22 protein-coding genes and 1 riboswitch are annotated in these 24,382 nt (G+C 71.8%); of the genes, 16 read left to right on the top strand and 6 right to left on the bottom strand.

Annotation, left to right across the window (positions count from 1 at the left end; genetic code table 11):
• Window positions 1–65: 65 nt before the first annotated feature.
• The 10 genes from moaA (at window position 66) to LPT13_RS04680 (ending at window position 8,731) form a co-directional block, all read left to right on the top strand.
• A complete protein-coding gene (gene moaA, locus LPT13_RS04635; protein WP_242163992.1) occupies window positions 66–1,067 on the top strand; it encodes a GTP 3',8-cyclase MoaA in 1,002 nt (333 codons plus the stop codon).
• Window positions 1,068–1,133: 66 nt separating this feature from the next.
• Window positions 1,134–1,646: a cyclic pyranopterin monophosphate synthase MoaC gene (moaC, locus tag LPT13_RS04640; protein ID WP_242163994.1), complete on the top strand. Its 513-nt coding sequence runs from the start codon at window positions 1,134–1,136 to the stop codon at window positions 1,644–1,646.
• Between the two features lie 153 nt (window positions 1,647–1,799).
• The gene (pyk, locus tag LPT13_RS04645; protein ID WP_242163996.1) at window positions 1,800–3,251 is read left to right on the top strand and encodes a pyruvate kinase; all 1,452 of its coding nucleotides are present in this window, start codon (window positions 1,800–1,802) and stop codon (window positions 3,249–3,251) included.
• A 147-nt stretch (window positions 3,252–3,398) separates the two neighbouring features.
• Window positions 3,399–4,199: a YebC/PmpR family DNA-binding transcriptional regulator gene (locus LPT13_RS04650; RefSeq protein WP_242163998.1), complete on the top strand. Its 801-nt coding sequence runs from the start codon at window positions 3,399–3,401 to the stop codon at window positions 4,197–4,199.
• Window positions 4,200–4,392: 193 nt separating this feature from the next.
• Window positions 4,393–5,172, top strand: a complete 780-nt coding sequence (locus LPT13_RS04655; protein ID WP_242164000.1) for a 4Fe-4S binding protein — start codon at window positions 4,393–4,395, stop codon at window positions 5,170–5,172.
• Window positions 5,173–5,255: 83 nt separating this feature from the next.
• Window positions 5,256–5,846 (top strand): crossover junction endodeoxyribonuclease RuvC, encoded by a 591-nt coding sequence (ruvC, locus tag LPT13_RS04660; protein ID WP_242164001.1) that lies wholly within the window; start codon window positions 5,256–5,258, stop codon window positions 5,844–5,846.
• Entirely contained in the window at window positions 5,843–6,436 is a 594-nt protein-coding gene (gene ruvA, locus LPT13_RS04665; protein ID WP_242164003.1) for a Holliday junction branch migration protein RuvA, read from the top strand. The genes ruvC and ruvA overlap by 4 nt, the downstream gene beginning before the upstream one ends.
• Window positions 6,437–6,445: 9 nt before the next feature.
• Window positions 6,446–7,534, top strand: coding sequence for a Holliday junction branch migration DNA helicase RuvB (gene ruvB / locus LPT13_RS04670; RefSeq protein ID WP_242164005.1), 1,089 nt, complete (start codon window positions 6,446–6,448; stop codon window positions 7,532–7,534).
• A 43-nt stretch (window positions 7,535–7,577) separates the two neighbouring features.
• Window positions 7,578–7,991, top strand: a complete 414-nt coding sequence (locus LPT13_RS04675) for a hypothetical protein (protein WP_242164007.1) — start codon at window positions 7,578–7,580, stop codon at window positions 7,989–7,991.
• 536 nt (window positions 7,992–8,527) lie between these two features.
• A complete protein-coding gene (locus tag LPT13_RS04680) occupies window positions 8,528–8,731 on the top strand; it encodes a cold-shock protein (protein ID WP_160708638.1) in 204 nt (67 codons plus the stop codon).
• A gap of 63 nt (window positions 8,732–8,794) precedes the next feature.
• On the opposite strand, the gene queA is transcribed toward LPT13_RS04680, so the two are convergent.
• Both queA and LPT13_RS04690 read right to left on the bottom strand, forming a co-directional pair.
• Window positions 8,795–9,880 carry a tRNA preQ1(34) S-adenosylmethionine ribosyltransferase-isomerase QueA gene (gene queA / locus LPT13_RS04685; protein WP_242164009.1) on the bottom strand — a complete coding sequence of 362 codons (1,086 nt, stop codon included), beginning with the start codon at window positions 9,878–9,880 and terminating at the stop codon, window positions 8,795–8,797.
• Window positions 9,881–9,931: 51 nt separating this feature from the next.
• Window positions 9,932–10,795, bottom strand: coding sequence for an epoxyqueuosine reductase QueH (locus LPT13_RS04690; protein WP_242164011.1), 864 nt, complete (start codon window positions 10,793–10,795; stop codon window positions 9,932–9,934).
• 118 nt (window positions 10,796–10,913) lie between these two features.
• Between LPT13_RS04690 and LPT13_RS04695 the strand changes: the two genes are divergently transcribed.
• The 4 genes from LPT13_RS04695 to LPT13_RS04710 all read left to right on the top strand — a co-directional run bounded on the left by LPT13_RS04695 (window position 10,914) and on the right by LPT13_RS04710 (window position 16,289).
• Window positions 10,914–11,840 (top strand): HAD family hydrolase, encoded by a 927-nt coding sequence (locus LPT13_RS04695; protein WP_242164013.1) that lies wholly within the window; start codon window positions 10,914–10,916, stop codon window positions 11,838–11,840.
• A gap of 2 nt (window positions 11,841–11,842) precedes the next feature.
• The gene (tgt, locus tag LPT13_RS04700; RefSeq protein WP_242164016.1) at window positions 11,843–12,988 is read left to right on the top strand and encodes a tRNA guanosine(34) transglycosylase Tgt; all 1,146 of its coding nucleotides are present in this window, start codon (window positions 11,843–11,845) and stop codon (window positions 12,986–12,988) included.
• A gap of 207 nt (window positions 12,989–13,195) precedes the next feature.
• Window positions 13,196–15,955 (top strand): protein translocase subunit SecD, encoded by a 2,760-nt coding sequence (gene secD / locus LPT13_RS04705; protein WP_242164019.1) that lies wholly within the window; start codon window positions 13,196–13,198, stop codon window positions 15,953–15,955.
• Between the two features lie 4 nt (window positions 15,956–15,959).
• A complete protein-coding gene (locus tag LPT13_RS04710) occupies window positions 15,960–16,289 on the top strand; it encodes a DUF1292 domain-containing protein (RefSeq protein WP_242164021.1) in 330 nt (109 codons plus the stop codon).
• Between the two features lie 256 nt (window positions 16,290–16,545).
• Here the strand turns inward: LPT13_RS04710 and LPT13_RS04715 are convergent, their stop codons facing one another.
• The 4 genes from LPT13_RS04715 to LPT13_RS04730 form a co-directional block, all read right to left on the bottom strand.
• Window positions 16,546–16,962 (bottom strand): pyridoxamine 5'-phosphate oxidase family protein, encoded by a 417-nt coding sequence (locus tag LPT13_RS04715; protein ID WP_242164023.1) that lies wholly within the window; start codon window positions 16,960–16,962, stop codon window positions 16,546–16,548.
• 190 nt (window positions 16,963–17,152) lie between these two features.
• Window positions 17,153–17,962, bottom strand: coding sequence for an energy-coupling factor transporter transmembrane component T family protein (locus LPT13_RS04720; protein ID WP_242164025.1), 810 nt, complete (start codon window positions 17,960–17,962; stop codon window positions 17,153–17,155).
• Window positions 17,952–19,982 (bottom strand): ABC transporter ATP-binding protein, encoded by a 2,031-nt coding sequence (locus tag LPT13_RS04725; protein ID WP_242164027.1) that lies wholly within the window; start codon window positions 19,980–19,982, stop codon window positions 17,952–17,954. The genes LPT13_RS04720 and LPT13_RS04725 overlap by 11 nt, the downstream gene beginning before the upstream one ends.
• Window positions 19,983–20,501 (bottom strand): ECF transporter S component, encoded by a 519-nt coding sequence (locus LPT13_RS04730; RefSeq protein WP_242164283.1) that lies wholly within the window; start codon window positions 20,499–20,501, stop codon window positions 19,983–19,985.
• A gap of 339 nt (window positions 20,502–20,840) precedes the next feature.
• Window positions 20,841–21,026, bottom strand: a riboswitch (FMN riboswitch).
• 152 nt (window positions 21,027–21,178) lie between these two features.
• Between LPT13_RS04730 and LPT13_RS04735 the strand changes: the two genes are divergently transcribed.
• The gene (locus LPT13_RS04735; protein ID WP_242164030.1) at window positions 21,179–22,600 is read left to right on the top strand and encodes an alanine/glycine:cation symporter family protein; all 1,422 of its coding nucleotides are present in this window, start codon (window positions 21,179–21,181) and stop codon (window positions 22,598–22,600) included.
• Window positions 22,601–22,911: 311 nt separating this feature from the next.
• Window positions 22,912–24,333, top strand: coding sequence for an alanine/glycine:cation symporter family protein (locus LPT13_RS04740; RefSeq protein WP_242164032.1), 1,422 nt, complete (start codon window positions 22,912–22,914; stop codon window positions 24,331–24,333).
• The last annotated feature ends 49 nt before the right edge of the window (window positions 24,334–24,382 follow it).

A 24,382-nucleotide genomic window follows, 5' to 3' on the forward strand; every position in this document is an offset into this window, starting at 1 on the left:
GGGGAGCCGCCGCAAGCGGCTTCGCGGCCGCCCGCGGCGGCCATCGGGAGAAACGGAGGGTGCCCATGAAGGACGCCCATGGCAGGACCATCGACTACCTGCGGCTGTCGCTGACCGACCGCTGCAACTTCCGCTGCATCTACTGCATGCCCGCCGAGGGCGTGGCGCAGATGAGCCACGACGAGATCCTGCGCATCGAGGAGATCGAGGAGCTCGTGCGCATCGCCGCGGGCATCGGCATCAAGAACGTGCGCCTCACCGGCGGCGAGCCGCTCGTGCGCAAGGGCGTGGTCGAGCTCGTGCGCTCGATCACGGCCATGCCGGGCATCGAGAACGTGTCCATGACCACCAACGGCGTGCTTCTGCCCCAGATGGTGGACGACCTGAAGGCGGCGGGGCTCTCGCGCGTGAACATCTCGCTCGACACCCTCGACGCCGACCAGTTCCGCATGGTCACCCGCTGCGGCAACCTCGACGACGCGCTGGCCGGCATCGACGCGGCGCTCGCGGCCGGGCTCAACCCGGTGAAGGTGAACGCCGTCACGGTGAAGAGCCTCGACCAGGACTTCCTCGCCTTCGCCCGGCTGTCGGTGGACCGCCCGCTGCACGTGCGCTTCATCGAGTACATGCCCGTGGGCGACTCGGCCGGCATCGACGGCTGCGGCTGGGGCAAGAAGGACGTCATCCCCAGCGAGGAGCTGTTCGACCTCATCAACGAGCGGGCGGCCGCCGCGGGGATGCCTGCGCTCGTGCCGGCTGGGGGCTCGCGCCCCGTCGGCTGGGGCCCGGCGCGCTACTTCCAGTTCCCCGGGGCCCAGGGCACCGTCGGGTTCATATCCCCGCTGTCACGCCACTTCTGCAGCGAGTGCAACCGCCTGCGCATGACTGCCGACGGCAAGATCCGCCCGTGCCTGTTCTCCGACGAGGAGTTCGACGTGCGCGCGGCCCTGCGCGACGGCGGCGAGGACGCGGTGCGCGCCGTGCTCATGGAGGCCCTGGGCGCCAAGCCCGACGAGCACCACGACCGCGTGGGCACCGAGCGCGGCATGTCCCAGATCGGGGGATAGCGCCGCCTGGCCAGCAGGAGTTCGTCGCGGCCCCGCGTGCCGCGTGATACCACGAGGAGAGAGAACATGACCGACCAGCAGCTGACCCATATCGACGAGCAGGGCGACGTGCGCATGGTGGACGTGTCGCAGAAGGCCGACACCGAGCGCGTGGCCGTGGCCGAGGGCTTCATCGCCATGAACCCGGCGACGCTCGAGCTCATCACCACCGGCACCGCCGCCAAGGGCGACGTGCTCGCCTGCGCGCGCGTGGCCGGCGTCATGGCCGCCAAGAAGACGAGCGACCTCATCCCCATGTGCCACCCGCTCAACATCACCAAGGCGAAGGTGGAGTGCGCGCCCGTGACCGCCGGCGAGCGCGCCGACGGCCGCGTGGGCATCCACGTCACCACCACCTGCGGCGTCACCGGCAAGACCGGCATCGAGATGGAGGCGCTCACGGCGGCGTCCGTGGCGTGCCTGACCGTCTATGACATGTGCAAGGCGGTCGACCGCGGCATGGAGATCATGGACGTGCGGCTGCTTCGGAAGGACGGCGGCAAGACGGGCCTGTGGCTGCGCGAGGGCGCCGAGGCCTAGGGTCGCGGGGGAGGGGCGCCCTGCCCCGCCTGCTCCCAGGTAACCAACCTGCTGCGCTTGGGGCGCGCCCGGCACCGTCGGGCGCGCCTCTTGCTATGATGGCCCCGAGCGCGCCCGAGAGGGGCGCCGCGGGCCGTTCGGAAGGGGAGCGCCATGACCAAGCGCACGAAGATCATCTGCACCATGGGACCGTCCGTCGACGACGACGAGACGCTTTCCGCCCTCATCGCCGCCGGCATGGACGTGGCGCGCCTCAACTTCTCCCACGGCACCCACGCCGAGCACGCCGAGCGCATCGCGCGCATCCGCCGCGTGCGCCAGGCGCTCGGCTCGCCGACGGCCGTCATGCTCGACACCAAGGGGCCCGAGATCCGCACGGGGCGCCTCGCCGGCGGCGCGCCGGTGCGCCTGGCCGCGGGCGACCCGCTCATCCTCACCGCCGACGACGTGGAGGGCAACGCCTTCCGCGTCAGCCAGACGGCGCCCGAGCTGCCCGGCTGCGTGGCTCCCGGCGACCGCATCCTGCTCGACGACGGCCTCATCGGCCTCACCGTCGAGTCGGTGGAGGGCGCCGACGTGTTCTGCACCGTCGAGAACGCGGGCACCCTGGGCGAGCGCAAGTCGGTCAACGTCCCCGGCGTGTCCGTGCCGCTGCCGGCCGTCACTGACAAGGATCGCGCCGACCTCCTCTTCGGCATCGAGCAGGGCGTCGACTACGTGGCGGCCTCCTTCATCCGCGACGGCGCGGGCGTGCGCGAGATCCGCGACTTCCTGGCCGCGAACGGCGGGGGCGACATCCGCATCGTGGCCAAGGTGGAGAACGCCGACGCCGTGCGCAACATCGACTCCATCATCCAGGAGGCCGACGGCGTGATGGTGGCCCGGGGCGACCTGGGCGTGGAGGTGCCCGAGTACACGGTGCCCCACATCCAGAAGATGATCATCCGCGCCTGCAACCGCGAGTCCAAGCCGGTCATCACGGCCACCCAGATGCTCGACTCGATGATCCGCAACCCGCGCCCGACCCGCGCCGAGGTGGCCGACGTGGCCAACGCCATCTACGACGGCACCGACTGCGTCATGCTCTCGGGCGAGACGGCCATGGGGAAGTACCCCGTCCAGGCCGTGCGCACCATGGTCGAGATCGCCGAGGAGACCGAGCCGCGCCTGTTCGACGAGCGCTTCCCCGACCGCGAGCGCACCCGCGCCCGCGTGTCCATGGCGGTGGGCCTGGCCGCCGTCCAGACGGCCGAGACGCTCGAGGCCGCCTGCATCGTGGCGCCCACCATGTCGGGCCGCACGGCGCGCCTCATATCCAACCTGCGCCCGCGCATGCCCATCTACGCCGTGACGCCGTCTCCGCGGGTCATGCGCCAGATGCAGCTGTCCTGGGGCGTGACGCCCCTGCACGACGACGTGCGCGGCGACATGCGCCAGGTCATCGAGAAGGCCGAGGCGGTGGTCGCCGCGCGCGGCCTCGTCGAGCCGGGCGACCTGGCGGTGTTCACGGCGGGCGACCCCGACACGAGCCCCGAGGAGCTCGTCGGCAGCGCCTTCCACGGCACCACCCCCACCAACGTCATGTACGTCGTCCAGATCCGCTAGGCGCGCGGCCCGGGCCCGCGGCGGCGCGCGGGGCGTTCGCCCCGCCCCACCGCGGCCGCTTTCTGCCCTTCCCGAGAAGACGGGCCGATCGGGCGCGCCCTGTGCTAACATAGACGGCTGGAATTTACCCCTTCGGAAGGATCGTCTATGTCTGGGCACTCAAAATGGGCAACCACCAAGCACCGCAAGGCCGCGCAGGACGCTAAGCGCTCGGCCCTCTTCTCCAAGCTGTCGCGCAACATCACCGTGGCGGCGAAGGAGGGCGGCGACCCCAACCCCGACAACAACGCCTCCCTGGCCGCGGCCATCGAGAAGGCGAAGGGCTACTCGCTTCCCAAGGACAAGATCAAGACGGCCATCGACAAGGCCTTCGGGTCGGGCAAGGACGCCGCCAACTACGAGACGGTCGTCTACGAGGGCTATGGCCCGGCCGGCGTGGCCGTGTACTGCGAGGCCCTGACCGACAACCGCAACCGCACCGCCGCCGACGTGCGCAGCGCGTTCTCCCACGCGGGCGGCAGCCTCGGCACCTCCGGCTCGGTGGCGTTCCAGTTCGAGCGCAAGGGCCAGATCGTCGTCCCCAAGCAGGTGGAGACGGGCGACAAGAAGAACCCCATCGGCCCCAACGGCGCGGCCGCCGACGAGGAGGAGTTCATGCTCGCCGTGGCCGAGGCCGGCGGCGACGACTACGAGGACGCCGAGGACGAGTGGATCGTCTACACCGCGCCCACCGACCTCATGGCCGTGAAGAAGGCCCTCGAGGAGCAGGGCGTCGAGACCAAGGGCGCCGAGATGACGATGGAGCCCACCACGCCCACCGCCGTGTCCGTGTCCGACGCACGCAAGGTCATGCGCCTCATCGACAAGCTCGAGGAGCTCGAGGACCTGCAGAACGTCTACCACACGATGGACATCACCGACGAGATCGCGGCGGCGCTCGACGAGTAGCCCGCCACCTCAGCGCGCTTACCAGGCGCCCGGGGCCCGTGCCCCGGGCGCCTTCTCTTTTCCGGGGCGCGGCCCTCGGTCACTTCGGCCCGGCTGTCCGGTCGCGTCCGCCCCCTGGCCCGGCAAGGGCCTACAATGGAGGCATCGGAGAAGGAGGAGGGCGGCGGGAGCCGCCGAGGAGAGAGGGGTCATCATGACGGGAAAGCTGGCGGTCATCTACTTCAGCCCCACGCACACGAGCCGCACGACGGCGCTCGCCGTGGCCGAGGGCCTGGCGGAGCTGGGGATGGAGGCGCAAGACGTCGACCTGACGATGGCGCCGGCCCGCGAGGGCTTCGCGCTTGAGCTCGGCGAGGGGGACGTGGCCGTGGTCGGCTACCCGGTCTACGCCGGGCGCGTGCCGCGCGTGCTGGCCGAGGCGCTGGCGGGCCTTGCCGGCGAGGGGGCGGTCGCCGTCCCCGTGGCCGTCTACGGCAACCGCGACTTCGACGACGCGCTCGTGGAGATGGCCGACATCCTGGCGGAGGCGGGCTTCGCGGTGCCCGCGGCCGGCGCCTTCGTCGGCGAGCACTCGTTCACGCGCCTGGTGGGCACCGACCGCCCCGACGCGGCCGACGTGGAGGCCGCCGTGGCCTTCGGCGCCGCCGTGGCCGCCAAGCTGGCCGCCGGCGACCTCTCGGCCGCCGAGCCGCGCGGCAACCGCCCCTACACTGACTACCAGGCCGACCTGCCCTTCATGCCCGTGACCACCGACGCCTGCACCGACTGCGGCGTCTGCGCGCACGTGTGCCCCATGGGCGCCATCGACCCGGCCGACGTGCGCCGGGTGGACGAGTGCTGCATCAGCTGCTGCGCCTGCGTGAAGGCCTGCCCCGAGGCGGCGAAGACCTTCGAGGGAACGCCGGTGGACGGCGTGGCCCACATGCTCCAGGAGAACTGCGTCGCGCGCCGGGAGCCCGAGACGTTCCTGTGATCTTTACGCGAATCCCGCTTGCACTAGACAAACATATGTTCTAAGATAGGGCCCGCTAACCCCAAGAGGAAGGCGGGCCCTCCGTGTCGCGGACCCAGCGCATCATACTCGGCATCGACCCCGGGCTGGCCCACACGGGCTGGGGGGTCGTGTCCCAGGACGGCCCCCGGCTGGCCTGCGTGGCCTACGGCTGCGTGACCACCCGGGCATCCGATGGGCTCGGGGCGCGGCTGCTCAAGGTGCACGACCAGGTGGGTGCCGTCGTGCGGCGCTTTCGGCCCTCCTGCGTGGGGATAGAGACGGTGTGGTTCGGCAACAACGTCACGGCCGCCTTCGCCACCGGCCAGGCCCGCGGCGCGGCCCTCGTCGCCTGCGCCGAGGGAGGGCTCGCGGTGGGGGAGTTCTCGCCCAGCCAGATAAAGCTCGCCGTGGTCGGCACGGGCTCGGCCGAGAAGGAGCAGGTGCAGTACATGGTGGCGCAGCTCCTGGGCCTGCCGGAGCCGCCCTCGCCCGACCACGCGGCCGACGCCCTGGCGGCGGCCATCTGCTACAGCACCCACGAGGGCCTCGCGCGGGGCGCCTCCCGCCTCGATAGGGCGGTGGCCGCGGCCGTGGCCCGCGACGACGCCGCGCGCCGCGCGGCCGTGGGAGGAAGGGGGGATATCTCCTCATGATCGCGTTCATCCGCGGGCCGCTCGCGGCCAAGACCGCCCAGGCGGCCGTCGTGGACGTGGCCGGCGTCGGCTACGCCGCGGCCATGTCCCAAGCCAGCCTCGCCAAGCTGCCGGCCGTGGGCCAGGAGGTGCGCATCCTCACCCACCTCCAGGTGTCCGAGAGTGGCATCGCCCTCTACGGGTTCCTCGGCGAGGAGGAGAAGGCCCTGTTCGAGCGCCTCATATCCGTGTCGGGCGTGGGGCCCAAGGTGGCCCTGGCGGCGCTCTCCACCTTCTCGCCGGCGGCCCTGGCCGACGCCATCGCCGCCCAGGACGTGGCCCTGGTGCAGAAGGTGCCCGGCGTGGGCAAGAAGACGGCCCAGCGCATCATCCTGGAGCTGAAGGGCTCCCTCGACCAGGATGGCCTGGGGCTGTTCGACCGCGCGGAGGACGCCTCATCGGTCATCGAGGACCGCCTCAAAGGGGCGGCCGAGGCGCTGCTGTCCATGGGCTTCACCACCGCCGAGGCCGACCTGGCCCTCAAGGGCGCGCCCGAGGGCGCCACGGAGGCGGCCCTGCTACAATATGCCCTCAAGCGTCTGGGGAGCTGATAGGAGGCCATGGAACGCGACGTTGAGATAGAGGGCATCGTCTTCGAGGCGGGCGATGACGACCGGGACGCCCTGGCGGGGCGCCTGGCCGCGCGCGAGCGCGCCGTGAGCGCCGCCCTCCAGGAGGACGACCTCGCCCTCGACCGGTCGCTGCGCCCGCGGCGCCTGGGCGACTACCTCGGCCAGGCGAAGGTGAAGGACTCCCTCGCCATCCTCATCGAGGCCGCCCGCGGCCGCGGCGATGTGGTGGACCACATCCTGTTCTCGGGGCCGCCGGGCCTCGGCAAGACCACGCTCGCCCAGGTGGTGGCCAACGAGGTGGGCGCCTCCATCCGCACCACCAGCGGGCCGGCCATCGAGCGCACGGGAGATCTGGCCGCCATCCTCACCAACCTCGAGGAGGGCGACGTCCTGTTCATCGACGAGATCCACCGCCTCAACCGCATGGTGGAGGAGGTGCTCTACCCGGCGCTGGAGGACTTCGCCCTCGACATCGTGGTGGGCAAGGGGCCGGCGGCCCGCTCCATCCGGCTCGACCTGCCGCGCTTCACGCTCATCGGCGCCACCACGCGCACGGGGCTGCTCACCGGGCCTCTGCGCGACCGCTTCGGCATCGCGTTTCGGCTGGCGTACTACGCGCCCGAGGAGCTGGCCGCCATCGTGCGCCGCTCGGCCGCCATCCTGGGGGTCGAGGTGGAGGAGGAGGGCGCGCTCGAGATAGCCCGCCGCAGCCGCGGCACGCCGCGCCTGGCCAACCGCCTGCTCAAGCGCGTGCGCGACTGGGCCCAGGTGCGCGGCGACGGCTGCATCACCGAGGACGTGGCCGCCCAGGCGCTGTCGTTCTTCGAGGTGGACGACCTGGGGCTCGACGCGGTGGACAACCGCATCCTCGAGCTTCTGTGCGTGCAGTTCTCGGGCCGACCCGTGGGGCTCACCACGCTGGCCTCGGCGCTGTCGGAGGACCCGGACTCGGTGGAGGACGTCTACGAGCCCTACCTCATGCAGCAGGGGCTCATGGTGCGCACGCCCAAGGGGCGCCAGGCCACCGCGCGTGCCTGGGAGCACCTCGGCATGCTGCCCCCCGAGGGCGTGGCCTAGCACGGGCGGGCGCGGCGTCGGATACGTGAAGGGATGACCGACTATGTTCGAGCAGGACTACCTCATGCGGCTTCTGGCCGAGTTCGCGGCGGCGGTGCGCCGGTCGATGGAGCGCGCCACGGGGCTGCGCGACCCGCGCGGCGCTGCGGCCATGCTCGAGGCGGCCGTGGGCAACGCCGTCGAGATGGACGGCGAGACGCTGCTGGCCCTGGCACCCGAGTCCATCGCGTCCGTGCTCGCGGTGACCGGCGTCGACCCCCACGTGACCGAGTACCTGGCGCGCAGCCTCATGCTGGCGGCGCGCTACCGGGCGGAGGCGGGCGAGCCCGACGCGGCCGCCCTGCGCGAGGCTCAGGCGCGCGCCATCGCCGACGCCTGGGGCCACGACCTCGACGCCGACGCCGGCGACCCCGTCTCGGTGGAGGCCTTCCTCCTCCGCGCCGAGGCCGGCCGCTAGCCGCGCCTCGCGGCGGCGCGCCCGTTCGCGGGGCCCTCGCGGATGCCCTGGCGGCTCTCGCCGCGATAGCGCCGGACAACCTGTCTCCTCCCTGCGCCTCGCGGCGCTCCACGCGAGTCCTCCGGGGCTTCCGCGCCTTGCGCGGCGGCGCTCCAGGCGCCCTCGCGAGGGTCGGGAACAGGGGCGCGCGGAGGCCTCGCGCAGGCTCCGCGGAAGGGGTCGCCGCGCCTACGTCAGAGGCTCTTTTTTCGTTCGGAAATCTAAGCATCCACTGCGCTGATCGTTTAAGTTAGAGTTAAGTAAAACTCCAGGTCAGAGCAGGAAAACGAGTGGAATTATGACCGATTTCCCGCCCCTGGGGAACCCTATTCTTACAGTTTGGAAAAAAAGCACGCCTTGGACGGAATCGTCGCCGCCATCCCCCTCAAAAAGGCGTATAGTAAACCCCGTGCTTTCAAAATGAAAGCGAGCAGGTCATCATTTTGAGGGTCTGTAGGATTATTCCCCGTCCGGCGGGGAGGGAAAAGAGGATTATCATGGCGGAAGGTACTGTTAAGTGGTTCAACCCCGAGAAGGGCTACGGCTTCATCTCCCAGAGCGACGGCGAGGATCTGTTCGTTCACTTCTCCGAGATCAAGATGGACGGCTTCAAGACCCTCGATGAGGGTGCCGCGGTCTCCTTTGACGTGACCACCGGCCAGAACGGCAAGCTCCAGGCGAGCAATGTCGTGCGCCTCTAACGAGTCGCTTCGTTTACCGCAAACGCTCAAAGGGCCCCTCGGGGCCCTTTTTGTTTGCGGGCGCTAGTGGAGGAACATGGCGTCGCCGAAGGAGAGGAGGCGGTAGCGCTCCTCGACGGCGTGGGCGTAGGCGGCCAGGACACGCTCGCGGGACGAGAAGGCGGACACGAGCATCATGAGCGTGGACTTGGGCACGTGGAAGTTGGTGATGAGCGCGTCGACCACGTGGAACTCGTAGCCGGGCAGGATGTAGAGCGAGGTGGCCTCGCGCTCGCGCGGCAGCAGGGTGCCCGCCTCCTCGTCCCAGGCGCTCTCGAGCGAGCGCACCGACGTGGTGCCCACGGCCACCACGCGGCCCCCCGCCGCGCGGCAGCGCCCCACGGCCTCCACCGTGGCGGGCGGCACCGTGTAGCGCTCGGTGTGGATGACGTGGTCTGCCGGGTCGTCCTCGTCCACGACGCGGAAGGTGTCGAGCCCCACCTCCAGCTCGACGGTGGCCCACTCCACCCCCTGGGCCCTCAGGCGCTCGATGAGGCCGGGTGTGAAGTGGAGCCCCGCCGTGGGCGCGGCCGCCGAGCTCTCCCGGCGTGCGTAGACGGTCTGGTAGAGCTCCTCGTCGCCGGCGTAGTCGCGGATGTAGGGCGGCAGCGGCGTGTGCCCCACGGCGTGGAGCGCCTCGTCGAGCGAGGGCAGCTCGGTGGACAGGCGCGCCACGCGCTCGCCCCTCTGCGCGCCGGGGGCCCAGTCGATGACCTCGGCCGACAGGGCCACCCGGCCCGCGGCGTCCGTGAAGTCCACCACGGCCCCCGCGCCCGGCTTCAGGCGCTTGCCCGGGCGCACGAGCGCCTCCCAGAAGGCGACGCGGTTGGTGCGGGGCTCGGGGCCGCCGCACTCCCGCAGCAGGAACACCTCGGCCGCTCCGCCGGTGCCGCGCTTGGCGCCGAGCAGCCGCGCGGGCATGACGCGCGTCTCGTTGGCCACGAGGAGGTCGCCCGGGCGCAGGTAGTCGGCGATGTCGCGGAAGACGCGGTCCTCGAGCGCGCCGGTGGCGCGATCCATCACGAGCAGGCGGCACTCGTCGCGCACGGCGGCGGGCGCCTGGGCGATGAGCTCCTCGGGCAGGTCGTAGTCGAAGTCGGCGGTTCTCACAGGGGTTCCTTTCGATGGAGTGTAGCGGGATGGGGGAGGGCGGGCCGGGGCCTAGGGGCGGCCCTGCCCGCGCAGGGCCCTCAGGGCCGCGCGCTGCCGGGCGCGCTTGGCGTCGTAGGCGGCCCGCTCGGCGCGGCGCGCGGCGCGCGCCTCCTCCTCGGCGGCCCGCTCCTCGGCGTGGGCGGCGCGCTCGGCTGCGCGCTCGGCAGCCCGGGCCGCACGCCGCTCGGCCCGCTCGACGGCGGCCTCCTCGTCGGAGAAGCGGCAGCCGCAGTAGTTCTGGCGGTACATCCCCTCCTCGCGCGAGCGGCGCGTGGCCTCGTCGTAGAAGGGGCGCCAGTCGTCGAAGCGCGCGCGGATGCCCGCCTGGGCGCAGGCGCGCTCGAGCTCCTCGCGGATGACGGCGGTGTACTGGTAGGGGCTCACCGAGAGCGTCGTGCCCAGTTCGTCGAAGCCGTGGGCCGCCGCCCACGCGGCCGCCTCCTCGAAGCGCAGCCGGTAGCACGCCCGGCAGCGCGCGCGGCGCGCCTCCTCGGCCGGGTCGGCGTCGCCGGGCGCATCGTCGTTGCGCGCCGGGGCCGCCGCGCCCCCGCCCCCGCTCGCCAGCGCCGGGTCGGGCCCGTGGGTGATGACGCCGAAGCGCGCCCGCGCCGCGTCGCCCACGCGCCCGGCGGCGTCCTCCCAGGCGGCGGGGTCGTAGGCGCCCTCGACGACCTCGAGTCCCTGGCCCTCGGCCCAGGCGCGCAGGGTCGCCAGGCGCCGGGCGTACTCGTCGGCGGGGTGGATGTTGGAGTTGGCGTAGAAGACGACGGGCTCGACGCCCTCCCCGCGCAGGACGCGCACGGGCTCGAGCGAGCAGGGCCCGCAGCAGGCGTGGAGTAGCGTTTTCGTCGGTTTCCCAGATACGTTGTCCATGGGCGCTATACTACCATGACGCCCGCGGGGGCGCCCCTGCCACCCGCGCCGCGACGCGGCCGCCCCGCCGGGCGGGCCGCCGCCCGACCGACCCTCGAGCCCCTCCAGGAGGGATCCCATGACCGACCGCCCCGCGCCTGCCGCCCCGCGCGCCTACCGCGCCGTCTGCTTCGACTTGGACGGCACGCTCCTGCCCATGGACATCGACGAGTTCATGGGCGCCTACTTCGCCGCCATCGCCCGCTTCGTCGCCGAGCGCGGGCTCGACGCCGAGCGCTTCATGGCCGGCCTCAAGGCGGGCACGCGCGCCATGGCCGTCCACGAGGACGACCGCACCAACGCCGAGGCCTACTGGGACGAGTTCTACCGCCACGTGGACGCCGGCGCGGCCGACTGGGACGTGCTGCTCGCCGAGTTCTACGACGTCGACTTCGCCCGCATCGGCGAGGGCTTCGCCCCCGACCCCGCCGCGGCCCGCGTCCTGGCCTCCCTGCGCGCGAAGGGCTACCCGCTCGCCCTCACCACCATGCCCATGTTCCCGCTGCGCGCCGTCGAGCACCGCCTGGCCTGGGCCGGCGCCGACCCGGCCGACTTCGCGCGCATCACCAGCTACGAGAACTCCAAGGCGGTCAAGCCCAAGCAGACCTACTACGCCGAGAACCTGGCGGCGCTCGGCGTGGCCGGCGCCGACGTGCTCATGGTGGGCAACAACACCCTGGAGGACCTCGCCTTCCTCGACCTGGGGGCCGACGCCTTCCTGGTGACCGACTGGCTGCTCGACCCGGTGGGCTACGACCTGGAGACGGTGCGCCACGGCACCATGGCCGACCTCGAGCGCTGGGCGGAGGCGCTGCCCCCCTGCGCCGACCCGGCGCGCGGCATCCTGCGCGGGCCCGTCCCCCGCGACTCCATGGAGGCCGCCTTCGCGGCCAACGCGGTGGGGGACATCGACCGGGCGGAGGCCGCGGCCCGGGCGGCCGCGGTGGCCGACGACGTGGCCTCCCACGACCGCGGCGCGACCGCGGCGGCCGAGGGGGCGTGCTAGCCATGGCGCTGTTCGACTGCACCTGCGACGCGACGAGCGGGCACGCCCGCGCCCTCACCTACCAGACGGCCCACGGCCCCTTCCGCACGCCGATGTTCATGCCCGTGGGCACCTCGGCCACGGTGAAGGGGGTCATGCCCTCCCAGCTGCGCGACCTGGGCGCCCAGGTGGTGCTCGCCAACACCTACCACCTGTCCCAGCGCCCCGGGGCCGAGCTGGTGGCCGCGGCCGGCGGCATCCACTCGTTCATGGCCTACGACGGCCCCATGCTCACCGACTCGGGCGGCTTCCAGATATTCTCGCTGGCCGACACGCGCAAGCTCGACGACGACGGCGTGAGCTTCCGGTCGATCTACGACGGCGCGAAGGTGCGCTGGACGCCCGAGGACAACATGCGCATCCAGGAGCTGATCGGCGCCGACATCGCCATGCAGCTCGACCAGTGCCCGCCCTACCCGGCCACGCGCGAGTTCGTGGAGCGGGCCGTCGACCTGTCGAGCGCCTGGGCGCGCCGCTGCCTGGCGGCCCATGCGCGCCCCGACCAGACGCTGTTCGGCATCGTCCAGGGCGGCATGCACCTCGACCTGCGGCTCGAGTCGGTGCGCCGCCTGCGCGCCATCGAGGAGGAGTCGCTGGCCGCGGGCGGGCGGCGCTTCGGCGGCTTCGGCATCGGCGGCTACTCGGTGGGCGAGGAGCACGACGTGATGTTCGAGACGCTCGGGCAGGTGGCCCGGGCGTGCCCCGCCGACCGGCCGCGCTACCTCATGGGCGTGGGCAACCCCACCACGCTCGTGCGCGCCGTCCGCGAGGGCGTCGACATGTTCGACTGCGTGCTGCCCACCCGCACGGCCCGCATGGGCACGGCGTTCTCGAGCACCGGGCGCATGAACCTGCGCAACGCCAAGTACAAGGACGACTTCGGCCCGCTCGACGCCGCCTGCGCCTGCCCCACGTGCCAGACGCACTCGCGCGCCTACCTGCGCCACCTGGTGAAGCAGGACGAGATGCTCGGCGCCATCCTCCTGTCGGTGCACAACCTACACTTCCTCATCGATCTCATGGCCCGCGCCCGCGAGGCCGTGCTCGCCGACGCCTACGAGGAGTTCTACGCCGCCTGGATGGCCGGCCCCGGCGCCAAGGACTACTAGGGCGCGCGATCCCTGCGGGACGCCGCCGCGGTGATGGCGGATTTTGCGGCGTACGCGAAGAAACCCGCCGGATGAGGGCGCGCTGCCGCTGAGTTGTGGCAAAATAGACAAGTTAAACCGCAGGCGCGACTCGCGCCTGTTTTCATGGGCGCGCCCGGCCCGGTCGGTCGGGGGCGCGCGAAGCGACACGCAAGGAAGGTCTGCCCCATGGCGCTCGAACGCACTGTCAAGAAGAAGCCGGCCCGCAACGCCAACCGCCGGAACCTCTGGCTGCTCATCCTCACCACCGTGCTGGTGGTCGTCTCGGCGGTGCTGTTCACCCCGCCCTCCGAGAAGATCAACCAGGGCCTCGACATCCGCGGGGGCCTGTCGGTGGTGCTCACCGCCAAGACCGACGACGGCACGGCCATCACGCCGGAGGACATGGAGGCCAGCCGCGCCATCATCGAGAGCCGCGTGAACGCGCTCGGCGCGTCGGAGGCCACGGTCCAGCTCCAGGGCACCGACCAGATCCTCGTGCAGATCCCCGGCCTGTCGGACACCGAGGAGGCCCTCGCCACCATCGGCAAGACCGGCTCGCTCGAGTTCGCCCCGCTCAGCTCCTTCACCGACGAGGACGTGAAGAAGGCCATCGAGAACGGCAACTACGGCCAGGAGGGCACCATCACCGACAGCTTCGGCAACTCCTTCCCCTCGGGCAAGGTCGAGCACCTGGAGGTGGAGCCGGGCACCTACACCCCCGTCGTCACCGGCAGCGAGATCACCCGCGTCCAGGTGGGCCGCGCGAGCGAGACGTCGTCGGACTACGCCGTCGACATCACGCTCGACTCCAAGGGCGCCGCGGCCTTCGCCCAGGCCACCAAGGAGCTCGCGCCCACCAAGGAGCCGATCGTCATCATCCTCGACAACGAGGTGCAGTCGGCCCCGCGCGTCCAGAGCGAGATCCCCAACGGCCAGGTGCAGATCACGGGCAACTACACGCTGGAGGAGGCCAAGGCGCTCCAGACCGTGCTCGAGTCCGGCTCGCTGCCCGTGAGCTTCGAGTACGCCCAGTCCCAGGTGGTCGGCCCCACGCTCGGCCAGGAGGCGCTCGCCTCCGGCGTCGTGGTGGCCCTCATCGGCCTGGTCATCGTCATGCTCTACCTGCTGTTCTTCTACCATGGCCTGGGCCTCATCACGGCGGCGGCCATGGTGGTGTTCGCCATCCTGTACCTGGGCATCCTGGCGGCGCTCTCGGCCTTCGGGCTGTTCAGCCTGTCGCTGGCGGGCATCGCCGGCATCGTGCTGACCATCGGCATGGCGGCCGACTCCTCCATCCTCGTGCTCGAGCGCTTCCGCGAGGAGATCCGCATGGGCCGCAGCGTCCGCGCCGCGTCGCTCACCGGCGTGAAGCACGCCATCTTCACCTCCATCGACGCCGACCTGGTGACCATGGTGTCGGGCCTGTGCCTGTTCTTCCTGGCGAGCGCGTCGGTCAAGGGCTTCGGTTTGACGCTCGTGCTCGGCATCCTCTGCGACATCGTGATGATGGTGCTGTTCAAGGCGCCCATCATCCGCCTGCTGGCCCCCGGCGTCATCGCCAAGAACCCCGGGTTCTGGGGCATCCGCGACTCCGAGGAGGCCGCGCGCCGCTACGGGGCGCTCGCGGCGGCCGAGGGCGTGGACGTGGCCGAGGCCGAGACGGCCGCCGAGATGGACGGCGCCGAGGCCGACGCGGTGGCCGCGCGCCGCGGCGGGGAGGCCGCCGAGGTGGCCGCCGTGGCCGTGGACAAGGTCAAGGGCCGCTTCATCAAGCACGACATCAACTTCCTGGGCTACCGCAAGGTGCTGCTCACCGCGGCCGCGGTGGCGATGGCGCTGTGCCTGGCGGTGGTGGGCATCCGCGGGCTCAACTTCGGCATCGAGTTCGTGGGCGGCACCTCCATCGCCTTCCACGGCACGGGGGACGTGACCACCGAGCAGATGCGCACGGCCTTCGACGACGCCGGCGAGCCCGACGCCGTCATCCAGACCACCCAGACGGGCGGCGAGGACGGGTTCCTCGTGCGCACCACCACGACCTCGGCCGAGGACGCCACCCAGCGCGCCAACGCCGTGGCCGATGCGCTGGGGCTGTCCACCAGCTCCTTCGAGGTGACCACCATCGGCCCGGACTGGGGCGCGAGCGTCATCCAGTCGTCGCTTCTGGCCTTCCTCGTGTCCATCGTGCTCATCATCATCTACATCGGGTTCCGCTTCGAGTACAAGATGGGCGTCATGGCCGTGGTGGCGCTGTTCCATGACCTCATCCTGGTGGTGGGCATCTACGCGCTCGTCGGCCGCGAGATCAACCCCAACACCATCGCCGCGCTGCTCACCATCCTGGGCTACTCGCTCTACGACACGGTGGTCGTGTTCCACCGCATCAACGACAACATGAAGGGCGAGAACATCCGCTGCACCTTCATGACCATGGCAAACCACTCCATCAACCAGGTGTTCATCCGCACCATCAACACGACGCTGACCTCGCTCATCCCGGTGCTCGCGATGCTCCTGTTCGGCGGCGAGACCCTGAAGGACTTCGCGTTCGCCATGGTGATCGGCCTCATCGCCGGCTCGTACTCGTCCATCGCCATCGCCACGCCGCTCTACTGCCTGTGGAAGACGCGCGAGCCGCGCTACGCCAAGCTGCAGAAGAAGTACGGCACCGAGATCGGCCGCTTCGAGTTCGACCACGCCGGCTCGCCGGCCCTGACCCAGGTGCCGCTGGCGCGCCTCGAGGCCGAGCAGGCCAAGGCGGCTGCGGCCGAGCGCGCGGCGGCGAAGGCCGCCAAGGCCGCCGGTGGGGACGCGGCGGGGGAGGCCCCGGCCGTCCCGGCCAAGGGCTCCAAGGGCGCCAAGCCCGCGCCGTCCAAGGGCGGCGCGTCCAAGTCGGCCACGCGCACGGGATCCAAGAACCCGCGCAAGAACAACCACGGGAGGTAGCGCTATGAGCACGGTACGCGAGGGGAGCGCCCCCAACTTCTGCCCGCCCGTCGAGGAGGGCGTCACCATCCAGCTCGAGGACGAGCGGGGCGACGCGCTCACGCTCGAGTTTTTGGGCCTGCTCTTGGAGGGAGACCGCAGCTACGGGTTCTTCTTCCCCGTGGACGAGGACACGCCGGCGCTGTCGTCGGGCGAGGTGGTGCTGCTCGAGGTGACCGAGCTCGACGAGGACGGCCAGCCCGCCGCCTTCGAGCTGGTGGAGGACGAGGCCATCGCCGCCGACCTCTACGCCGCCTTCCAGGAGGCCACCCGCGGCCTCTACGAGTTCGCCTAGGGGCCCGAGGGCCCGAACATGCGCCCCAAACGAGGGGGCCGGCCGCGAGCCGGCCCCCTCGTGCGTCTCCGGCGGCTAAAATGGTCGAAACACGCGGTTTGACGACAGAATCGGGCCCCGAGGGCAGTCCTCGGGGCCCGATTGCCTCCCACGGTCGAAGCCGATCTGGGGAAACGCCGGGACATACGGCGCGACGGGCGGCCAAGGCGTCGTCAAACCGTCGTTTCCGGCCATTTTGCGCGCACGTTCTGCGCGGCTAGAGGTCGAGGGGCGTCCAGGAGCCGTCGATGTCGCAGAGCCAGGCCTCGGCGCCGGTCATCGAGAAGAGGGTGAGGCGGGGGTCGTGCGGGCCCTCGTAGCTCTCGCCGAGCGACTCCAGGTGGCGCCAGGCGGCCTCGCGCACCGCCTCGCCCGCCCGGTCGTCCAGGTCGGCGCGGCCGCGCAGGATGATCCAGCCGTGCCCGGGCTTCCAGGCGGTCAGCTCGAATCGCGGGTTGGCCTCGAGCTCGCGGTAGACGTCCTTGGTGGTGGCGGTGGCGAACCAGATACGGCCGCCCTCCTCGGCGGCGAAGCTGAAGGGCCGCACGTGGGGCTGATCGTCCTCGCAGGTGGCCAGGTACCACGCGGGCACGCTCGTCAGGTAGTCGACGACGGCCTTGGTTCCGTCTTGCATGGGATTCCTTTCTCTCGTCCGGTCGTCTCGGGGAGGGGCGCCGGCAGAGGGTGCTTCACAAGCTTCGCAGCGTTTCGCACCCCCTGCCGGCGCCCCTCCCCGAGACGACCTGCTGGTGGGTTCCTGCGGCGGGGGCGGCCCGGTCAGCTGCGGGAGAGCGTGCCCGCGTGGTGCCTGGCCGCCGCTTCGGTTAGGCGGGGAGGAGGGCGTTGGCCGCTAGCACGCAGGCAGCCAGGGCGGCTAGGGCGATGGCGGCGCCGGCGTCGCGCGGGGCCAGGGCGAGCGGGTGCAGGCGGGTGCGGCCGACGCCGCCGTGGTAGCAGCGGGCCTCCATGGCGGCCGAGAGCGTCTCGGCGTGGCGGAAGGCGCTCGCGAACAGGGGCACCATGAGCGCGGAGAGCGACGCCGCCCCGCCGCGCAGGGGGTTGGCGGCCAGGCGCGCGCCGCGGCTCAGCTGGGCGCGGCGGATGATGCGCAGCTCGTCGGCGAACTGCGGCAGGAACCGCAGCGCGATGCCCATCATCATCCCCAGCTCGTGCGCCGGCAGCCCCACCCGGGCAAGCGGGGCGAGCAGGCGCTCGAAGGCCTCGGTGATGTCGAGGGTGGTCGTGGTGAGCGTGAGCAGGCTCACCCCCAGAAGGAGCAGGACCAGGCGCACGGCGATGAAGGCCGCCTGGCGCAGGCCCGCCTCGCTCACGCACAGGGGCCCCCACTGGAAATAGACCTGGCCGCCCTGGACGAACAGCACGTTCAGCAGCGCCGTCACCACCACGATGAAGAGCAGAGGCGCGATGGAGCGCGCCGCCTGGGGAAGCGGGATGCCCGCCGCCAGGTAGAGCCCGACGATGAACGCGGCGCACACCCCCAGGCCGGCCCAGCCGCGCGCCAGGAAGATGACGGCCATGAGCGCGAGCGAGCCCACGAGCTTCACCCGCGGGTCGAGCCGGTGCATGACGCTCTCGCCCGGCCAGTAGCGGCCGAAGACGGCGCTATCGCCCATGGCGCGCCTCCCCTCCGGCGCCGATGAGGGCCGCCAGGTCGGCGGCGAGGGACTGCTCGTCGTAGAGCGGGCGCGCGAGCGGCCAGCCCTCCCGGCGCAGGCGGGCGGCGAGGGCCTGGGCCGCGGGGACGCCCAGGCCCACGGCGTGCAGCGCCTCCTCGTCGGCGAAGACCTCGGCCGGCGTGCCGCAGGTGAGCACGGCGCCCTCGTTGAGCACGAGCACGCGGTCGGCCATCCGCGCCAGGTCGTCCATGGAATGCGACACCAGCACGCAGGTGAGGCCGTCGGCGTGCAGGCGGCGGATGAGGGCGAGGAACTCCTCGCGGGCGCGCGGGTCGAGCCTGGCCACCGGCTCGTCCATGACGAGCACCTCGGGCGCCATGGCCAGCACGCCGGCGAAGGCCACGCGGCGCTGCTGGCCGCCGGACAGCTCGAAGGGGCTCTTCGCGCCCACGGCGCTCGCGTCCATGCCGACGGCGGCGAGCGCGCGGCGCACGCGGCCGTCGACCTCGTCGGGGCCGAGCCCCAGGTTGCGCGGGCCGAAGGCGACGTCGTCGTAGACCGTCGCGGCGAACAGCTGGTGCTCGGGGTACTGGAAGACGAGCCCCACGGCCGTGCGCGCCCGGGCGCCGACGGCCTTGTCGGCCAGGTCCTCGCCGCGCAGGAGCACGCGCCCGCGCGTGGGGCGGGACAGGCCGTTCATCTGCTGGATGAGCGTGCTCTTTCCGCTGCCGGTGTGCCCCGCGATGCCGAGGAGCTCGCCCTCGCGCACCTCCAGGCTCACGTCGCGCAGGGCCCACACGGCCTCCGGGTCGGTGCCCCATGCGGCCCGCTCGGCCTCGGGCGCGCGCCTGCCCCCGCGCCGCCGCCGGCGCTCCTTGCGCTCGGGGTCGCCGTAGGAGTACCACACGCCCTCGAACGAGAGGAGGGGCGCGCCCGCGCCGGCCGTGCCGCCGCGGGGAGCGTCCCCGTCCGCGCCGGCCGCCCAGGCGCCCGCGCCCCGCGCCGCCGCGCCGCCGCCCCCGCCGGCGGGCGCCAGCGCCGCCAGCTCGCGTTCCAGGTCCGCGTCGTCCACGCAGGGGGCGATGGGCGCGCCGTGCTCGCGCAGGGCCAGCGAGAGGCTCGCCGCGAAGGGCACGTCCAGGTTGAGGGCGCGCAGCTCGGCGGCGCGGGTGAGCACCTCGCCCGGCGCGCCGTCCATCGCCACGCGCCCCGCGTCGAGCACCACCACGCGCTCGGCCAGGGCGGCCTCCTCCATGTAGTGGGTGATCATGATGATGGTCATGCCCGCCTCGTGCAGCTCGCGGCACACGCGCATGAGCCCGGCGCGCCCGCGGGGGTCGAGCATGGCGCTCGCCTCGTCCAGGATGAGGACGGCCGGGTCCATGGCCAGCACGCCGGCGATGGCCACGCGCTGCTTCTGGCCGCCGGAGAGCGCCGCCGTCTCGTGGCGCTGGAAGCCCTGGAGCCCCACCTCGCCGAGCGCGTCGGCCACGCGCCGCGCCAGCTCGGGCGCGGGCACGCCCAGGTTCTCCGGGCCGAAGGCCACGTCGTTCTCGACGAGGGAGGCCACCAGCTGGTCGTCGGGGTTCTGGAACACGAGCCCCGCGTTGGAGCGGATGAAGTAGGTGGCGTCGGCGTCGCGGGTGTCGCGCCCGAAGGTGAGCACGCGCCCGGCGTCGGGCGTGAGCAGCGCGTTCACGCACTGGGCCAGCGTCGACTTGCCCGACCCGTTGCCGCCGAGCAGGCACAGGAACTGCCCTTGGCCCACGCGCAGCCCCAGGTCGCGGAAGACCCAGGCGGCCCCGTCGTAGGTGAACGACGCGTCCTCGAAGACGACGAAGTCGCCGCCCGCGGCCCCCGCCGCGCCGTCCGGCGCGCTCGCCCCCGCCCCTGCGTCCGCCCGGGGCGACCCGCCCGGGGCAACGGGCCCGCCCGCCGCGCCGTCCGGCGCCCCCGCATTCGCCCGGGGCGCCCCGTCCGCCGCGGCCATGCCGGCCCCCTTCTCCTCGTCAGCCATCTAGCGTCCCTTCACCTGGTCTTTCCTCGGGGTGATGAGGTTGGACACCGACTTGTACACCACCAGCGTCAGGACGGCGTTGATGACGCCCTTCGCAAGGTTGAACGGGATGAGCACCGGCACGATGAGGGCCACCACCGCGTCGAGGGGCACGCCCAGCCAGCTGGGGGTGAGCAGCAGGTTGCCCACGACGGCCATGGCCACCACGCCGACGACACCGAGGGCCAGGCCCGCCAGCGCGCCGCGGAAGGTGCGCACGCGCCCGTAGACGAGCGCGGCCGGCGCCACGAAGCCGACGACCACGAGGATGTTCATGAGCGCGCCGGTGAAGTCGGCCATGAGGATGCCGTGGATGACGGCGCCCACGACGCCCACGGCCAGGCCGCCGGCCGGCCCGTAGGCGAAGCCGCACACCATGGCCGGCATGGCCGAGGCGTCGTACTTGAGCCAGGTGACGCCCGGCAGCAGGGGGAACTCGATGAAGGACAGCAGTACGCCGATGGCGCACAGAAGCGCCATGGTCACGAGCTGGCGGGTGGACCAGGCGTTGGTGTTGGCCAGCGCGGCCTGGGCCGTGGGCTGGCGGGGCGAGGGGGCCGCGGGCTGCTTGGGCGCGCGCCCGGCCGCGGCCGGGGCGGGCTCGTCGTAGACGCGGGGCTGCTTGGCGATCTTCTCTTCCATGGTGACCACTCTTCCTGCGGGACGTCCGGTCGGTGGGTCTGCCCCTCCGTCCCGTGAGAAAGGGACAGGCCCGCGTGAATTCCAATTCACACAGGCCTGTGACGATGCGGATGCGGCCGGCTCGCCCGCCCCACGGCGCCCCGGCGGGCGCGCGGCGGCGATGCCGTCCCCTCGCGTAGTCTGCCTCTTCCATCCGGACTGTGACCGTTGGTCCCGGGATCTCACCGGGTCAGCCGGGCGGCGCGCCGCGGAGGCGCCGCCGTCCCAGGTCGCGGACTCGCATTCCCCCGCGTGCCGGCCGAGCCGCCGCGCGAGGTCCTGATTACCGCCAGTGGGGAGTTCCACCCCGCCCTGAAACAGAATTCAACGGGGAAAATGGTAGCGCGCCCGGGGCCCGGGCGCAAGGGGCCGCGCGGGCACGGGTGCGTGCCGCTTCTGTAACGCTTCGCCCCGCGGCCGCGCCGAGGGGGTACCCTAGCCGCGACGAGATAAACCGAGGTGACCGGACGGACGCCATGATAGAGACACTTCAAGCCATCGACGCCTTCGTGTGGGGGCCGCCCATGATAGCGCTGCTCTTGGGCACGCACGTCTTCCTCACCTTCCGCACGGGGTTCATCCAGCGCAAGCTCCCCGAGGCCATCCGCATGTCCTTCCGCAAGGACCCGGAGGGGCGCGGCGACATATCCAACTTCGGGGCCCTGGCCACGGCGCTCGCGGCCACCATCGGCACCGGGTCCATCGTGGGCGTGGCCACCGCCATCCTGGCGGGCGGGCCCGGCGCGGTGTTCTGGATGTGGGTCACCGGCATCTTCGGCATGGCCACCAAGTACGTCGAGGTGTTCGCGTCCATCCGCTACCGCGTGCGCGACCACAACGGCAACATGCTCGGCGGCGCCATGTACGTGTGGGAGCGCGCCTTCAAGCGCCCGGACGGCACCGTGCCGTGGTGGGCGCGGCTGGGGGCGGGCGCCTTCGCGGCCTTCGCCGTGGTGGCCACCATCGGCACCGGCTCGGCCGTGCAGGCCTCGGCCATGACCGGCATCATCACCGCGGCCCTGCCCGTGCCCGCTTGGGCCGTCGGGATCGTCATCGTGGGGCTGGTGGCGGCCGTCATCTTCGGCGGCGTGCACGCCATATCGAGCGTGTGCGAGAAGCTGGTGCCCGTCATGGCCGTGGCCTACGCGGGCGGCTGCGTCGTCATCCTGGCGCTCAACGGGGCGGTGCTCGGCGACGCGCTCGCGCTCATCCTGGAATGCGCCTTCACGGCCAAGGCGGCCTTCGGCGGCGCCGTGGGGTCGGGTATCGTCATGGCGCTGCAGTTCGGCTGCGCCCGCGGCCTGTTCTCCAACGAGTCGGGCCTGGGCTCGGCCCCCATCGTGGCCGCGGCGGCGCGCACCCGCAACCCCGCCGAGCAGGCGCTCGTGGCCATGACGGGCACCTTCTGGTCCACCGTCGTCATCTGCGCGCTCACCGGCGTGGTGCTCGTGTCCACGATGATCACCTACCCCGACATCCAGGCCGAGATCCTGGACAACCCCACCTTCTACACCGGTGCGGTGCTGGCCTCGGCGGCCTTCGCGAAGATCCCCTACGTGGGTACGCCGGTGCTGGTCATCGGCATGGTGGCGTTCTCCTACTCCACCATCCTGGGCTGGTCCTACTACGGCAACCGCTGCGTGACCTACCTCCTCGGCCGCCGCGCCATCATGCCCTACCAGGTGCTCTACGTGGCCGTGGCGTTCCTCGGCGCCATCGGGGTGGGGGACGTGGTGTGGACGGTGTCCGACATCGGCAACGCGCTCATGGCGCTGCCCAACATCATCGCCATCCTGCTGCTGTCGGGCCTCATCGCGCGCGAGACGCGCCACTACGTCTACGAGGGGCACCTCGACGAGGTGTGCGAGCGGCCCATCCCCGTGCTCGAGGGGAAGTAGCGCGCCCCATCTGGGGCGATGGCGCGCCGGCCGCCTTCCCGCGCGTGCCCGTGCGTCCGCGCGCCCCGATGGGCGCGACTGGCGCCGCTCGCCTGATAATTCCGCGGTTGTTGGCGGGATGCCCCACGGCGTCTGCCTATAATCGGCTCACTTTCGCAGAGTAAAGCGGCGCTGGTGAAAAGGCTTCGGCGGGGGTTCTCACCCCGGTCGCCCGCCGGCAGGGGAGGGCCGCTCCGCCCTCGCCCCGCCGAAACCCTTTCGACACGCCTCCCTTCGCGAAGCGATCCGTACCGCGAGAAAGAGAGACGACGATGGACGTTATCATCAACGCCATCAACAGCATCGATGCCTTCGTGTGGGGGCCGCCGATGATCATCATGCTGTTGGGATCCCACCTGTTCCTGACCTTCCGCACGCGCTTCATCCAGCGCAAGATCCCCACCGCCATCAAGCTGTCGGTGACCAAGGATCCCGACGCCCCCGGCGACATCAGCCAGTTCGGCGCGCTCACCACGGCGCTGTCGGCCACCATCGGCACCGGCAACATCGTGGGCGTGGGCACGGCCATCCTGGCCGGCGGCCCGGGCGCGGTGCTGTGGATGTGGCTGACCGGCGTGTTCGGCATCGCCACCAAGTACGCCGAGACCTACGCGGCCGTGAAGTACCGCGTCGAGGACCACAACGGCAACATGCTCGGCGGCGCGATGTACGCGTGGCGCCGCGCCTTCAAGGGCAAGGACGGCAAGACCCCCTGGTGGGCCATGCTCGGCGCCGGGGCGTTCGCCCTGTTCGCGGCCATCGCCTCGTTCGGCATCGGCTCGGCCGTGCAGTCCTCGGCCATGACCGGCATCATCACCTCCAACCTGCCCGGCGTGCCCGCCTGGGGCATCGGGCTGGCCATCGTCATCATGGTGTCGCTCGTCATCTTCGGCGGCATCCAGTTCATCTCGAAGGTGTGCGAGAAGCTCGTGCCCTTCATGGCCATCGCCTACGCCTGGGGCTGCATCATGATCATCGGCATGAACTGGGAGTACGTCTGGCCGGCCATCTGCCTGATCTTCGAGTGCGCCTTCACCCCCAAGGCCGCCTTCGGCGGCGCCGTGGGCTCGGGCCTCATGCTGGCGCTGCAGTTCGGCTGCGCCCGCGGCCTGTTCTCCAACGAGTCCGGCCTCGGCTCGGCGCCCATCGTGGCGTCGGCCGCCTCGACGCGCAACCCGGCCCGCCAGGCCCTCGTGTCGATGACCGGCACGTTCTGGGACACGGTAGTGATCTGCGCGCTCACCGGCATCGTGCTGGTGTCCACGATGCTCGCCAACCCCGAGATCATGGAGCAGGGCCTCATCACCGCCGGCGCCGACCTGACGAGCGCGGCCTTCGCGTCCATCCCCTACATCGGCACGCCCATCCTGGTGTTCGGCATGATTCTGTTCGCCTACACCACCATCCTGGGTTGGTCCTATTACGGCAACCGCTGCGTGACCTACCTGTTCGGCAAGCACGCCATCCGCCCCTACCAGGTGATCTACGTGCTGGTGGCGTTCCTGGGCGCCATCGGCATCGGCGATGTGGTGTGGACGGTGTCCGACATCACCAACGCGCTCATGGCCGTGCCCAACATCATCGTGGTGCTGCTGCTGTCGGGCATGATCGCCCGCGAGACGCGCCACTACGTGTGGGAGGGCAACCTCGACGAGGTGGACGAGACGCCCATCCCGCAGCTCGAGAGCAAGTAGCGCCCGCGCGGCCGGCGAGGCCCGGCGCGCAGAGGAGAGCGAGGCGGCC

Source organism: Adlercreutzia faecimuris, assembly GCF_022669055.1.
GTDB lineage: Bacteria > Actinomycetota > Coriobacteriia > Coriobacteriales > Eggerthellaceae > Enterorhabdus > Enterorhabdus faecimuris.